This window comes from Megasphaera paucivorans, from assembly GCF_900103535.1.
Classification (GTDB): Bacteria; Bacillota; Negativicutes; order Veillonellales; family Megasphaeraceae; genus Megasphaera_A; species Megasphaera_A paucivorans.
On the sequence record NZ_FNHQ01000009.1, the window covers coordinates 23937 to 38365 of the forward strand.

General features: G+C 41.3%; 14 protein-coding genes. 2 read left to right on the forward strand and 12 right to left on the reverse strand.

Going from position 1 to position 14429, the window contains the following annotated elements:
• Positions 1 to 177 precede the first annotated feature (177 nt).
• On the forward strand, positions 178 to 990 hold the full coding sequence (locus BLR11_RS05465) for a MerR family transcriptional regulator (protein ID WP_091649119.1): 813 nt from the start codon (positions 178 to 180) through the stop codon (positions 988 to 990).
• A gap of 474 nt (positions 991 to 1464) precedes the next feature.
• Here BLR11_RS05465 and BLR11_RS05470 read toward each other — a convergent pair whose 3' ends face one another.
• A complete protein-coding gene (locus tag BLR11_RS05470; RefSeq protein ID WP_091649122.1) occupies positions 1465 to 1932 on the reverse strand; it encodes a hypothetical protein in 468 nt (155 codons plus the stop codon).
• A gap of 12 nt (positions 1933 to 1944) precedes the next feature.
• A complete protein-coding gene (locus BLR11_RS05475; protein ID WP_091649123.1) occupies positions 1945 to 4086 on the reverse strand; it encodes a DNA topoisomerase 3 in 2142 nt (713 codons plus the stop codon).
• A gap of 86 nt (positions 4087 to 4172) precedes the next feature.
• Here BLR11_RS05475 and BLR11_RS05480 point away from each other — a divergent pair, with 86 nt between their 5' ends.
• Positions 4173 to 4751 (forward strand): helix-turn-helix domain-containing protein, encoded by a 579-nt coding sequence (locus BLR11_RS05480; RefSeq protein WP_091649126.1) that lies wholly within the window; start codon positions 4173 to 4175, stop codon positions 4749 to 4751.
• 40 nt (positions 4752 to 4791) lie between these two features.
• Here BLR11_RS05480 and BLR11_RS05485 read toward each other — a convergent pair whose 3' ends face one another.
• The 10 genes from BLR11_RS05485 to BLR11_RS05530 form a co-directional block, all read right to left on the reverse strand.
• Positions 4792 to 5532 carry a hypothetical protein gene (locus tag BLR11_RS05485; RefSeq protein WP_091649129.1) on the reverse strand — a complete coding sequence of 247 codons (741 nt, stop codon included), beginning with the start codon at positions 5530 to 5532 and terminating at the stop codon, positions 4792 to 4794.
• A complete protein-coding gene (locus tag BLR11_RS05490) occupies positions 5519 to 6061 on the reverse strand; it encodes a S26 family signal peptidase (RefSeq protein ID WP_091649133.1) in 543 nt (180 codons plus the stop codon). Before BLR11_RS05490 ends, BLR11_RS05485 begins: the two co-directional genes overlap by 14 nt.
• Positions 6048 to 7835, reverse strand: coding sequence for a transglycosylase SLT domain-containing protein (locus tag BLR11_RS05495; RefSeq protein ID WP_218118734.1), 1788 nt, complete (start codon positions 7833 to 7835; stop codon positions 6048 to 6050). The genes BLR11_RS05490 and BLR11_RS05495 overlap by 14 nt, the downstream gene beginning before the upstream one ends.
• A gap of 30 nt (positions 7836 to 7865) precedes the next feature.
• Positions 7866 to 8999, reverse strand: coding sequence for a P-type conjugative transfer protein TrbL (gene trbL, locus BLR11_RS05500; protein WP_091649141.1), 1134 nt, complete (start codon positions 8997 to 8999; stop codon positions 7866 to 7868).
• Positions 9000 to 9003: 4 nt separating this feature from the next.
• Positions 9004 to 9789 (reverse strand): type IV secretion system protein, encoded by a 786-nt coding sequence (locus BLR11_RS05505; RefSeq protein WP_091649144.1) that lies wholly within the window; start codon positions 9787 to 9789, stop codon positions 9004 to 9006.
• 120 nt (positions 9790 to 9909) lie between these two features.
• Complete coding sequence (locus tag BLR11_RS05510; protein ID WP_218118735.1) at positions 9910 to 12396, reverse strand: VirB4 family type IV secretion/conjugal transfer ATPase; 2487 nt, start codon at positions 12394 to 12396, stop codon at positions 9910 to 9912.
• Between the two features lie 15 nt (positions 12397 to 12411).
• Positions 12412 to 12681 (reverse strand): VirB3 family type IV secretion system protein, encoded by a 270-nt coding sequence (locus tag BLR11_RS05515; RefSeq protein WP_091649147.1) that lies wholly within the window; start codon positions 12679 to 12681, stop codon positions 12412 to 12414.
• The gene (locus BLR11_RS05520; protein WP_091649150.1) at positions 12678 to 13064 is read right to left on the reverse strand and encodes a TrbC/VirB2 family protein; all 387 of its coding nucleotides are present in this window, start codon (positions 13062 to 13064) and stop codon (positions 12678 to 12680) included. The genes BLR11_RS05515 and BLR11_RS05520 overlap by 4 nt, the downstream gene beginning before the upstream one ends.
• A 14-nt stretch (positions 13065 to 13078) precedes the next feature.
• Positions 13079 to 14059, reverse strand: coding sequence for an ATPase, T2SS/T4P/T4SS family (locus BLR11_RS05525; protein WP_091649152.1), 981 nt, complete (start codon positions 14057 to 14059; stop codon positions 13079 to 13081).
• Entirely contained in the window at positions 14046 to 14429 is a 384-nt protein-coding gene (locus BLR11_RS05530; protein WP_091649155.1) for a hypothetical protein, read from the reverse strand. The genes BLR11_RS05525 and BLR11_RS05530 overlap by 14 nt, the downstream gene beginning before the upstream one ends.

Below are 14429 nucleotides of genomic sequence, written 5' to 3' on the forward strand. Positions count from 1 at the left end.
ATTAATTCTTACTGATTTTGGCCTATAATTAAGCAGAAAACTAAAATAAAAAAGTAAATTCTTGATTTGAGTAAGGCAATTGGATTACGACCTTCACATTATATTGACAAAATCCAGCATAAACTATATTCTTAGAATATAGTCAAGCACACTAGTATAACTTTAGGAGAAACAATTATGGATTTACAATTTACTTCAGGACAGGTATGCAAAATATTCGGCATTACCAAACAGACGCTGCTTTTTTACGATAAGACCGGCATTCTGAAGCCCAAATATAAAGACCCTAACAACGGATACCGTTACTATACGTTAGCTCAATTTGACCTGTTGTATTTAATTCTCTCGCTTCGGGAAACGGGGATACCCTTAAGTAAAATTAAAAGCCTTCTGGCGCAGAGGACGGTAAATGAAACCAGTACTATACTGAAAAATCAAATTTCTGAAATTCAAAACAAAATTGAGAATCTCCAAACAGCCAAAAGCAGGTTATATAAAAATCTCATTCAAATCAAGCAGATTGAAGAAATGAAAGACTATGAGTTTAGGGTAAAGGCTGTAGCCGAACAGCACCTTTTGGCAATGCCTGTACAGTATGTCAATGGATTTCCTGATTATTACTTGACCCTATTGAAAATCACAGAGCGTATGACCAGCTATTCTATTCCGTTTTATTGGAATGTAGGATGTATCACAACACTTGAACCTTTAGAAGATGTTAAGGAGTCAATGTTTGTTGCATTAGACAACGCTATAGTGGATCAATATGTTAGGTTGAAACCGGCCGGCAACTACCTGTGTACTTATCATAATGGGCCTTATGACACGCTTGACGATACCTACGATAAACTACTAACATATATAAAATCAAACCAGTTAATGATGTTAGGAGATCTCTATGAAAATTATATTATCAACAACCTCGCCACAGAGGATGAGACTAGCTATATTACAGAAATTTCAGTAGCAATCAGTAATGGAGTGAAGTAACCGCTTGCCTTATGCAGAAATACTAAGCAAAACCGGGACAAATATTTGCAAAATATACCGGAAGTCGAATAAACAAAAAACCGTTCCTTTGCTGTAATAATATGCAACACATTATTACAGCAAAGGAACGGTTTTTCTATAAGTTCTCTATTTTTCAGCCAAATTACAAACGCAACACTCCACGTGCTTAGATCGTCCCAAAAAAGTCGTATGATTTTCTATTGGAATATCTGAAAATTGCAGAAGAACGAAAGTAATAGGCCTCGGCAATAGTATTTACTGCTATATCAAGCAGTGCACCAGAATGAGCCAAAGCTATGGATGGATTAGCCATCAAAGCTACAAACATCCGAAAACAAAAATGTTCTTTATCTAAAGCCTCCGCTAATTTTAGAGAATATGTAATACAGTATCATTCTTAGTAGGTTTCACTACATTTTATGATAAGCAATTTAAAAAGTTACAAGTATATTTCTATTTAAGGCTTATTAACAAAATCAGTAATACAGGCGTCACTATTGCTGAAATAGTAATTATTTCAAATCGCTTCTCTTGCTTTTTATCTAAAGATTTTTGCCACCTATCAGATGCTTTTTGCATCTGATTATAATTTTTCACCGCATTACCAAGGATTTTTTTATATTCCTCTAAACACTGCTCACGAACTATAGTAGGCAATTCGTTAGAAATACACTGTACTGCTTCTGTTGTTGTTCTTAAGGCAGCTACTGTTTCCGGTAAACTCTTTGTCACTTCATTTAGGCGTATCATCTGCTCACTTAAAAGCCGCAGAATTTCACTAATATCTATTAATAAAGCAGATACTTCTATATCTGTTTTTTTCTCATTTTCCCCATTTATTTCTATAGTTTGAATATGCGATACGCCTTCCTGTTGCGCCGCATATTCATCTTCTATTAATTCATCTATTGTCCTACTCATAATGACCTCCTGTTATTTCTTCTTTAATGAAAAATCCGGCTTACCAGCTTTATCATTAAAGGTTTTATTGCATTTACTGCAAAGCCAAAACGTTCCATTCTTCAAAATACGAACAAGAATTGTTCCACAGTCTGGACATTTTACAACAACAGGTTTTCCATTGTCATCCTCATAAAAAAGCTTTCTACCCGTTACTGGGGAAACACAATCCGTATTACTGCAAATATGAAAATGTTTTTTTGCTTTTGTCGAATAACGTCGGATAAGTTCCCCTTTGCTGCAGACTGGACACTCGTGAAGCGCTTTGCCTTTTGGCAGCGGAAACGTCCTATTTTCAGCAAACTGGATATTCCGATGCACCATAGCAGTCATATCATCCATATATTCCGATAAACTTTTTTGTCCTGCTGCAATTTCAGATAAGACATATTCCATTTCTGCTGTTGCATCTGGTAGCGTAAGAGATTGATCCACATTTTCTATCAAGCTGGTACCGAATTCTGTAGGTACCAGTTCTTTTTTTATTTTCGTCATACACGGGTCTACAGGTTTTCCATTCATCGTATCTGCCTGTAATTCTGCGATAATCGTATCCCGTGTTGCCGGAGTGCCGATACCCTTAACTTCTTTTAGCTTTTCCCTATTAGGATTTTTCGCGTCTACAAAGCGCCAGATATTTGCCATGGCTGCCAATAAAGTACCTTCCGTAAAGCGTTTTGGTGGCACTGTCACTTTATCGGCAATAGAATAGTTGGCTTTTTCTACTATATCACCTATCTTAAGCGTCGGAAGTTTCACGTTATCTTCGGCTGATTCCAGCTCCTGCCCTTCTAATTCATACGCCTTATATCCTTGCTTCAAGATAACTTTTCCGCTGCCCGTAAAAATCTCATCGGCAACAACCAAAGTGAACGTGATTTTTTTATATTCATGAGCAGGAAAGAACTGGAGCACATATCGTTTCGCTATAAGTTCATAGATTTTCTGCTCTATTTCACTCAACTTTTCCAGCTGAATACCAGTAGGAATAATGGCATGATGGGCAGTTATCTTTTGATCGTTGAATGCCTTACTTGTAATCTCAATATCAGCGGTATTGGCACCAGCGATTCCAAGTGCTGAAAGTACAGGCAAAATTCTTACAGCATCCGCTTTTTGAGATACCGGAATGTAGTTACAATCACTACGCGGATAGGAAACATATTTCTTTTCATAAAGATCCTGTACCGCAACCAATACTTCTTTTGGCGAAAAGCCATATTTCTTATTTGCTTCTACCTGTAATGTATCCAATGAATGCGGCAATGGCGGATGTTGCACCATATCTTTTCCCTGCACATCCCGGATGATAACCTCTGCTTTTTCAAGCTTCAACTTAATGGCCTGCAGAATATTTTTGTCTTTGACACGGTTTTCTTCATCCAGCAGCAAATTTTCTGCTGGTTTCAAAGTTGCCTTAAACGGAATACCATCTTTTTCAAAGATTCCTTTTAGTTCATAGTATTTCGCTGATTTAAATCCCTTGATTTCTTTTTCCCGATTTACAACCAATGCTAATGTTGGCACTTTCACCCGGCCAATGCGAAAGGTATTTTCATAGCCATATTTTCTTGCATTTACGGTATAGGCGCGAGTAAGATTCATCCCAATCAGCCAATCTGCTTGTTCTCTCCCCAATCCGGCATAATACAAATTTTCATATCTTTTATTATCCGTAATCTGCGCAAAAGCCCGTTTCAAGCTTTCATCGTCTTTTGCATTAATAAGAATACGCTGCACTTTCCCCTTAAACTGTAAATAATGAAGGATTTCATCAATGAGCAATTGGCCCTCACGATCAGGGTCACCCGCATGAACAACAATATCAGCTTCCATTAAAAGCTTTTTTATCACGGCTAGTTGTGCAACGGCAGCAGCTGCCGGTTTCAGTTTCCATACTTTCGGAAGTATCGGATAATTGGCCCAAGCCTTATATTCTTCGCCATACTCTTCCGGTGAAGCAAGCCCTAGAATATGTCCAAACGCCCATGTCACGGTCGTATCTCCCTGCTGGATAAAGCCTTTTTCCTTATGACAATTTCCATCCGGCCATAAATAGGTCGCCAAGGCCTTTCCTATATCCGGCTTTTCTGCTATATACGTAACTTTACTCAAAAGAAACACTTCCTTTTTATTTTTATTGTGATAAAATATAATATATATTATTTGTTTTATGGTAAATATATAAGTAGGTGATTGGGTTGAGTGAATTTGCAAAACGACTGAAAGAAATACGAAAAGGTAAAATGACGCAAGGCGAACTGGCGGATCTTTTAAATACCTCCCAAGTACAAATTTCTTTGTATGAGACTGGAAAAGATGAGCCAACACCAGAGCTTCTTGAAAAAGTCGCGGAAATTTTTGATGTGACAACGGATTATCTTTCTGGAAAAACCCCTGCCAAGGATGCTACTGTAGATACAGAAGCAGATACCTTAGCGCAGCGCATCAAAGTTATTCGTGTGTATTACGACAAGTCACAAGAAGAATTCGCTAAAGATTTATCTATCAGTCAATCAGCCCTTTCCTCGATTGAACACGGCACAATCCCTTCTGCAGAAGTCATACAAAAGCTTGGTAAAATGGGGTTTTCCCTTGAATGGTTACTCTATGGAGAAAACAATCAGCCAACTTCGCCAAAACAAGTCTTGGAAGATACTGCAACAGATTGGGAACGGACACGCATCAACAAGCTCTTAAATGCCCTTTCCCATGATAAGCTCAAACTTTGCCGTCAATGTTTAGAGCTCTTTGTCTCATCATTTACCAAAGAAAAATAGAATGTATACCTTTAGAGCAGGGCAAACGCCCTGCTCTTTTTCATTCTCCATACTGCATAAAACCAAGGCTTTTCGTCTGCGCTACCCGTTTTTGCATATCATATTCGTTTGGATGATAGGGATCATAACCATAAAACTCCCCAGCTCTAGCTTTTTCTCTCTCTATGCGATTGGCCGTAAATTCAGCTTCTTGCATAGTCACTTGCTTCATAAATTCCGAACCCTTGACCTCTGCCTGATCAATACTCTCTAAAGCTCCCAAAACTTCTGTCGCATTCTTTTTTTGCTGTTCTCCTAAAATACCGTCTGTTTTTGTTTGTAAAACCTCTTCTTGCGCATTTTTTCTAAGCTGCTGATTTTGAAAAGCTTTTTGTGCAGCATTGGCCGCATCCTGATTCGCATTTTCCAAGCTGGTATAGAGAAGAATTTCATACGCTTCATTATTGTCCGCTTTTTCTTTGATCTCCCGAAAAGCTGCACCCAGCTCTGCTGCACTTTTTCCTGTTGGCATATCGCCAACTCCCTGCACAGCCTTGAAAGCACTTTGCAAGTCAGAATTCAGACCCGTAATCATCAAGATTCTGTTATTGAGATTTTCCAACGTGTTCTGCACCGCAACAATAGCCTGTTCTGTTTCCTTTACACTGTCGGCAAAGCGCTTGGCATCAAAGACATACGATCCCGGATATAAAAGATCTCCCCACCATGCCTGTGCAATCATAGAAGATCCACTAAGTACTGCCAAAGTGAAAACAACAACAGCGGTTTTACGAATTTTCATTTGGTATCACCTGCTTTATAAAACAAGTAAATGGTTCATAGGGCAGCACCAGATTTACTTTCTTTACAATCAAAGTTTTGGGAATCGGGCCCAAATACCGGGAATCAAAGGACAGCTCCACATCGTTTAACAATAGCATTTCATCTTCTGGCACTTTCCGTTCTCCAACTGCTAATTCTGGCAAGCCATCCTGATGAAAAATCTTATACTCTTCCCCTCTAATCTCTAAAGAATCATTAAAAATCGTATATTCATCGTCCGGAAATCCCCGAACTTGCTTTAACAGCAAAAAGCCTTTTTCTACATGAAGCTTTGGCACATCTACCGGGAGCGATACAATGACATAATCTCCATAGTGCAGCTTCTGGCTAAAAGACACCATGTAAATTCCCTTTGGCGCAGAATCCGTATCATTGATATAAAATAGTTTTCCGACAAGCATATTTGCCAAAGCTATAAAACCAATTGCCAAAAACGTACATACCACGAAAATTTTAAGTTTTTTCTGCCTACCTTTAAGAAAGTTCATAACGACCTCCCAAGGCATTCATAATGGACTTCGGCACTCGGAAAGTTAATATCGCTAAACCAATTAAAGATAAACAAAGCAGCACATATTTTGACATAGCTTCTGCCGTAATTCCGTTATTTACAGTATAGGTTCCTGATAAGTTCCGATTGACTTGATTCACATAATCCTGCGCCCATCCGGGAAGTGGTTCATTCTTTGAAAGACTATTCGGGCCGCCGTTATAGGCTGCCAAGGCATAGTTCCAATCACCAAATTGCTCATAGAGTCCCTGCATATATTTTGCCGAAGCTTCTAAATTCTGTTCCGGATTAAAGGGATCATAACAACCAAGCCCGGCTGCGGTAGAAGGCATGAGCTGTCCTAGCCCTTCGGCACCAACTTCACTAACAGCCTGCGGATTCCAGCTACTTTCTGCCTGAATCTGTGCCAAGAAAAGCGTAACGGGAATGTTATATTTTTGTGCTTTTTCTGTAGCTATGCTCACTAAGTCTGCCGGTCCGGAAACGCTGCCTGATCCAGTCTGTGTGACTGCCGGTGTTTTCATGGTAAAAAGATCCTGCGGCTTGGCATCCTTGATGCAAAAAACGCAAAGCCCAACCATCACGGACAAAATCATGAGCTTTATGGTTGTAGATACCAGATGTCCCAGACTACCTTCCGCCACGAATTTCGTAAAACCTAAAGCTGCAAAGGGCCCCGTGCAAAGCGCCACGGAAGCAGAAAGATAAAATTCGATATATACAAGCATGATATAGCAGGACAAAAAGAAAAATACGCCCATCGTCAAAAAGGTAATAAGATAAATCGGCAGGATCGTTCCAAAATTCCGGACAAAATCCATCGAACCAAACGATGCAATTTTATTAAGTCCTGGCGTAATCATATACACGCATTTTTGCATCAAAAGCTGTGGCTGTGACACATTATTGGCAATTACCGTTGGATCTTGGATAAAGGTTCCCGATACCGAACTGACAAAGCTCAGAAAAAAATTGTTGATAATATTTTGCCAGTTGGTAAAAATCAAGAACAAAAATCCATATTTAAAGGCTTTCGTAATCACTTGATTTAGTGAAGTTTCAAGCCCAGCAACAAGGATTGGTAGCGTCAAATCAATGACCGCCAAAACAAATAACAGAGCCAGTCCTGCCGTCTGCAGACCGCTATACCCTTTGGATAAAGCCTTCACCATTTGTTCCATCAGTTGATTTAAAGAATCGCCCAGCTGATACATGGCTTCTACGCCCCAAGGCAGCGAAAGATTGTCGCTTCCTCGTTGTCCGGTCCCCGGATTTACACTTCCATCACCGCTAAGATTGACGCCCAGCGCTAAAAGTCTGGAATATGGATCAATTACGGGCCCCGTATAATAACCAGACGGCCAATATTCTATATGGCAATGCGCCCCGGTCGATGTGCCAAGATCTCCATCATAAGCATCGCCGCCGGTATAACCAATGACAGTACCTTCGGATGTGCTTCCATCCAGACAAATCAAGGTATCTGGATTGCAATCGCCAAAAAGAAGGGATTCTCCATTTTCTCCGGTAATCAGTACCCAATAAATAAAACCATTGCCTGCGCCATGTTCGACAGTGCCATTAAACGGTGCCAAGATAGGTGTTCCAGACGAAGTTCCGATATCGATTCCTTTATGTGTATGCCCCATATGATTTTCTTCACCAAAAGGAGCCGTTACTTCGCCGCCACTAAACGGCGCTGCCGCAAAGACTGAAGCTATATTGATGCACAACAATATACTAATTAGCATACAAAGTCGTTTTATCCTCATAAGAACACCTTACTTCTTGCCATAGTCATTGCGATTTCGCTGTGGTTCTTCAAAAGCTTTGCCGGACCGAATGTTTTTATAGTCTTCATGATGGTTAATAGCGTTATTTGCACCGTGCATCAAAGATCTGCCAATTGTGCTGTTGGCGAATTTTTGCCGCATCATGGTTTTGGCAAAGTTGCCAGAAAGAGATCCACCATGATCTGCCTGACTGGTTCGAGCTGCATTCATGGTCGCTCTTGCGTTACCATACGTAGACGCCGCTTTTGTTACCGCACCGCCTACGCCGCCACTCACTGCAGCAACGGCAGCAGTGCCGACAGATCTTGCCCCACCAATCGCAGTTCCAGCATCCATAGAAGGCTGCCCATTCATCATACTGGCTGCCAGATTGGGAAGCTGCCAAGTAAGAAAAGCCATAGCGGCATAAGATAAGGACATGCGAAGCATCGTTGCAAAAGATTCCGTTGCCGGAATTGCTTTTACATCTCCAGCCAGCGAATTAAATAATCCCAGCAGAAAATACATCACCATCAGTTTTATGCCAAAGCTGAAAACGGCAGATACGACTCGTTGAAACAAAAAGGACGTATAGCGAATGGCTCCAAAAGGCAATAAAATCACGCCAATAGAAGCAAACACATTAAATTCAATCTTTGTTAGCAGAATCTGCAGTGTAATAAAAAAGAAAGCGCCTAATGTAATGACCGTAGACAGTAAGTACATAAAGCATTTTCCAAGCCCACCATTACTCATAATGCTTGTCTCATTAAACGCTTTTAATAGACCGCCAACAACCTCAAAGCCTTGTTCTAACACTTTACTCGGTGCCATCCAATCCCCTGATGGTGCCACTCCGGCAGCCGTTAATCCGGCATACTGAAAGGAAACTAAGATAGCTGAATTGATTTTATCCCATTGCAAAATGAGGAAAAGAAAAAAGCCTACCTTCATCACCCGGCTAATCACAGCAGACATCCGAAGTTCTGCGCTATAAAGCGCCCATGTCGTACAAATATCAATTACGGCTAAAACAGAAACGAGCTGCCACGCATAGGGCTGCAAAGCTAAGAAACCCGTAATGCTGTGCAGCTCAAAAAACTTCAGTAATTCCGTCAAAAAGTCACTGCTTGAAAAATCCATGCATTCACCACCTTACATTGCCATACGTTTGCCATGGATCATCAAGTGCAGGTACAGTTTTCGTTACTTCCTGTTTCATTTTTGTAAGTGCTGCATCTTCTGCTTGTATCGCAGCATTTACAACGGCTTGATGATTCTGCTTTTCTAGCACCTCCGCCTGATTTTTCATTACCTGATTTTGTGCCGTTAATGCTTGAAGTGTTGTATGAATACTATCTATATGTGCTTTTTCTGCCGCAATTTCGTTGGCAAGCTGCTGCACCTGTTTGCTGCCTGTTGGCGCTTTATTTTGCTCCAAAAGATCCGACAGGCGCTTTTTAGATACATCCAGCTCCGTCATGAGCTGATGGTATGCCGTTACGTCATCCCGATTTCGCATGGATAAAACTTCTTGCAAAGTCGTTTTCACATTTTGCTCAGCCAAAGAAGTTTGCGCATAGGCATCTACTGCGATCTTAGGAAATGTATTTTGCCAATATTGATTCCATGCAGCAGTTTCCGTAAAAAAGCCAGACTTTTTCATGGCTGTATTGATAGAGGCCACGCTGCTATTCAAAGCATCTTTGTAACGATCTAAAACCGTTTCCGGAAGTGCCTCCAGCTCTTTTAATTGCAGGGTAATTTGCTGAGTTGTATTTGTCACCACCTGAAGTGTTTCGGTATAGGTTTTTATCTGCTGCAGAATATTTTCCGTATCAATGACCGGAATAGACGCATGTGCTGTCATGGGCAATACCAACAAAAAGATCCCAACAAGTCCCATCGTAAAGTTTTTACGAACATCCACCATCTGAAATCCCCCTCTCCTCCGCGGGGGTCCATAATGGACCCCCTATGTTTTCTGTAACAAGGTGTCCATTATGGACCCCCTGTATTTTTTCTGCAGCATGGTGTCCATAATGGACACCTTTTACGCCTTTTGCAAATAGCAATCCCGATAATCCCGCCATTCTTCTGCATAGCCTTTATATTCGAACCATCTTTGGATAAAGTTCTCCCGGCCATGCTCTGCTAAGATCCGATTCATGGCCTGCTGATCCTGCTTGGCGGTGGCTGTAACAAACGGAATTTCTGCAGGCTGCAACGCCAGTCGAAAAATACGATTTCCTTTTTCTGAGGAATAGTAATAATCTTGCTTTGGTGTCATGCTGGCAATGATATCGATCTGCTTGTCGTTGCAGTCAAAAACCTTATAGAGTTCCCTGTTTTGCGCAGTTCTGGCATTCTTATTTGCCAGATAAATCCTATTCGGGCAGTTATCCATAACTGTATTTAAAAGCTCTGGCTTATTGGCTAAATCCGAAAGATTTTGTGTTGCAAAAATGATTGAGGTATTCTTTTTCCGCATATCCTTGAAATACTCCCGAAGCTTTTGTTTAAAAGCTTCATTGTCAAAAAACAACCAACTTTCATCCAACAGAATCATGGATGGCCCGACTGCCTCTTTTAGCTGGGCTTCAATTCGGTGAAACAAATAATCCAGCGTTGCTGGCACTATGGCAGGTGTGCTCATGAGCGTTTCCATTTCATACACCTGCCAACGCCCTTTGCCAGAAACATCCTTGGTATTATCAAAAAGCTTACCGTAGCTTCCTTTCATAGTAAGAGGAAGTAATGCCTGCCGAATTTCCTGATCTTGTACCATTTCGCAAAAGGTAGAGATGGAACGCTGTTCTTCTGGAAATTCTTTTAATGAGCGGAGTGCTTTCCACACAAAATTGTCTTTGGCCGGAGTAATCTCTATATTTTTTTGCTTTAAATACGTCAAGATCCACTCTTTCGCCCATTTGATTTCCTGTTCATCATCGATTCGTGCCAATGGCTGAAAAGATAACTCTCCTTCGCTTTCAGCAGCAATGTTATAGAAATTACCACCAACGGCCAAGGTCAGCGCTCGGCTGGAGGCTGCTTTATCAAAGATGAAGACATTGCTCTCTGGATATTTCAAAAAATGCGCTTCCAAGGTATTCAGCAGTACAGACTTTCCGCTGCCGGAAGGTCCACAAATTAGCGTGTGCCCTACATCGCCTACGTGAAGAGATAACCGAAACGGTGTAAATCCATTCGTATCCGTATAGAGCAGCACAGGCCCCTTTAAGTATTCATTCCTTCTGTCTCCAGGCCATATCGATGTGACCGGGGCAAGGTGACAAAAATTTAAGCTGTTGACGATGGGACGGCGGATATTCGCCCGGTAGCAGCCCGGAATCGAGCCCCACCATGCTTCCATGCTATTATCCGTTTCGATATATCCGCAATAGCCTAGAGAATTTACAGCTTCTAGTATTCTGTTTGCTTTATCTGTACAACGATCTTTGTTAGTATCAGAAACCATCATTGTCATGGTGTAATAGCCGTAACTTACAGCATCTTGCCCCAGTTCCTGCATGGCAACACTGACATCGTCTTTATTCATAACTGCTGTTTCATCAATGGCATCATTGAGCTTTTCCTTTAAAACCGCCTCCCGAACCTGCGTCCAAAAGCTCTTAATCTGCTGATTCCAGCGCATTAAGAAGTTCTTCAGTTCTTCCATAGCATCCATTTTGGATAAGCAAATATAGCGAGATACCCAGCGATATTCAATGTCCATGTTGTTGAATACATCAAAAACACCCGGTGTAGACATTGGTGGAAAATCTAAGATGCTAACAAGCTTAATGTGTTTTTCCCCAAGCTTCATTTCTCTGCCACCAAGCACATCCGTATCACAAATGTAATCTGTGATGTATTTATCATGATTTACTTTCACCGGGAACCGTTTATCTGAAATATTAGAGTGCAAATAGCTGAGTGCTCCTGATGCATCGAGCGGCTTAATATCCGGGAACCAATTCTGCAGCATATTTCCAATGAGATTTACGTTGCTGATAAACTTTTCAACGGTTTCGCAATACACCCGCATATCGGCCTTATTCTGTCCTTTGTTTTTGGCATCGGCAATAAACGCATCTGTAATACGTGACTTTAAAAGTTGCGGTGGTTCACAGTAAACGATGAAGTAATAACTGGTTTCAAAGTGCTTCTGACCGGCATAATAACCGGCTCTTTCATCCTCCATTTTTTGCACAATGGGAATATCGATCTTTGCCGCATTATACTTACTGGCAAGATGACGCTGGGCCTCAAAATATAGGACATAGCCTGTTGGCAGAGTTTTGATAACGTTATTAACAGCAGCGTTATACTGCATGAGCTCTAGCGGTGTAGAGCTGTCCATATCTGGTCCGCGAAACTCATAAACGGCCATCATGGAATGATCTTTTCCATGAACGATTCCTGTTTTCTCATCCACAAAAGCCCACGGCAAAAGATAGGGAAGCCGTGCTTTTTCATGAAAAACACCGACTTGTTGTGAAAATTTTGCTGTGATTTTTTTCTTTAAAAATGACAACAACACGCTTCACCTCCTTTAGCGATAATAATAAGATTTATGACCTTTTCCCTGCCAAAACACCTGATGGAACTGCGGGTCCTGCTGCCCCAAATGGCGGAATAAATAATGGGCTGCTACTGCCACAAAAAGTACGGTCCATGTTTTCATGAAGATCCCGCCTAATACAGCAAACAAGATTTCTGCGATAAACAAGTTCCGGGGTACCCCCATCCAGTACAATGGCTTTACCAAGGAGCGATGAATCGGAATTTCATACCCTTCCGGCAATTCTTCTTTTTGACTCATGGCGTAACTCCTGCAATAGTAAGCCCACCTGCCGAAGTCTGCAGATAGGTCATAAAGTTTGGTGCAAACAGGCAAATAGAAACTGCTAAAATAAGCACAATAAACTTCTGGGTTCCGCCTCCGGCATGACCAGAAAAAAGCGCTATAGCAGCTCCGGCAATTCCCATGGCTCCCAAAGTCATCGGCAAAGGTCCTGTCAATTGATCCGCTAGCGAATTAAAAAATTTCATCCAAGGCCAAGTAATACCTTCGACACGATCACCACTGACCGTACTGGCAAAGGCCTTGGTGGATAGGCTGCTCAAAAATAACGTAGCAGCTATAGACTTTTCCAATGTTTTGTTCCTGATTTTTTCAAACAAACGATTTTTCTTTAGATTCATAGGAAATCGCCTCCTCAATTCTTCTCTACATGATGCAAAATATATTGATCTTTCAAACTGTCATACGCCTTAACTTCAATGATGTCATGGACTACCCGGCTTTTCTTGCCGTCACCAAGTTCCACATGCGAAATGAAGATTACTACATCAATGGCTTCCCCAATGAGCTCTTTTATGTCTCCTGCCGCATCCGAATCTTCCTGCGCTAATGACTTAATGCGCGTCAGCCCTTCTTCGGCACCATTGGCATGTACAGTACAAACACCGCCTTCATGGCCCGTATTCCAAGCTTTGAGCATGGTATAGGCCGCACCATCGCGAACCTCTCCGACAACAATCCGGTCTGGGGAGCGGCGCATGCAATCGGCTAAAAGGCGCGTCATGTTATATTTGATCCCGCCTTGTCCGGTATCTTGTTTAGTAAACATCGGACTATAATCGTCTGCAGGGCATTGCAGTTCTGGTAAATCTTCCAGACTAATAATCCGATGATACGGGGATATTTGAGCAATGGCTGCTAAGATGGCATTAAGAAAGGTTGTCTTTCCGGTTCCTGTACCACCGACAATTAAGATATTCTTTCTTCCGGTGATGGCTTTTTCAATATAATTTTTATAACTCTGGCACAGCACGTTATTTACAACATAGTCCTCCAGATAAAAGATTTTCAGGGCCTTTTTCCGGATATTCATCTGCGGGTTGCGCACAATTGGCGGAATTTCGCCTTGAAATCTTGCTCCATAACCTGCAATTTCTGCAGAAATCGAGGGAATGTCTTCATTGACAATTTTGCCGACCTGACCGGCAACTAGTTCAATAATGGCCTGAATCTTTTCCGGTTCCAAAAATATATTGGATTTTACTTTTCCCTCCTCATTTGACTGATAGCGAATAAAACCATCGTCATTGTTATAAATTTCCGTAATGTCAGGCCGCTTCATCAGATCTACCACAGCAGCGCCTAGCATGACATCTAGATTTTTATTCTCCACCATAACTATTCACTTCCGTATTCTGTTCATCTATAACCTCTGTGTTTTCTTCTTCGGTTTCCTCAAACTCTTGAATCCCATGCTTTGTCGCAAAATCATTATAGAGTTCAATATAGCGATTAATGGCAGAGGTACTTTCCGTTCCTTCAATTTTGTCTTTGGCATCTAAAACAGCGCCAATCAAAAGAACAGTCTTATCTACTGGAAAACCTGTTTTTTTGATGGTCTGTGCAATAAAATCCAGCCGCTGTGCCTCAATCTCCTTTTTTGTCCGCTTCATCTCCTGCCGAATTTTTGCCATCGTCTGCTCTTGCTTTTGCTGCAGAAAACTGAACTTTTTCTCTAAACGATGAAGGGTTTTTGTTCCTGCCAT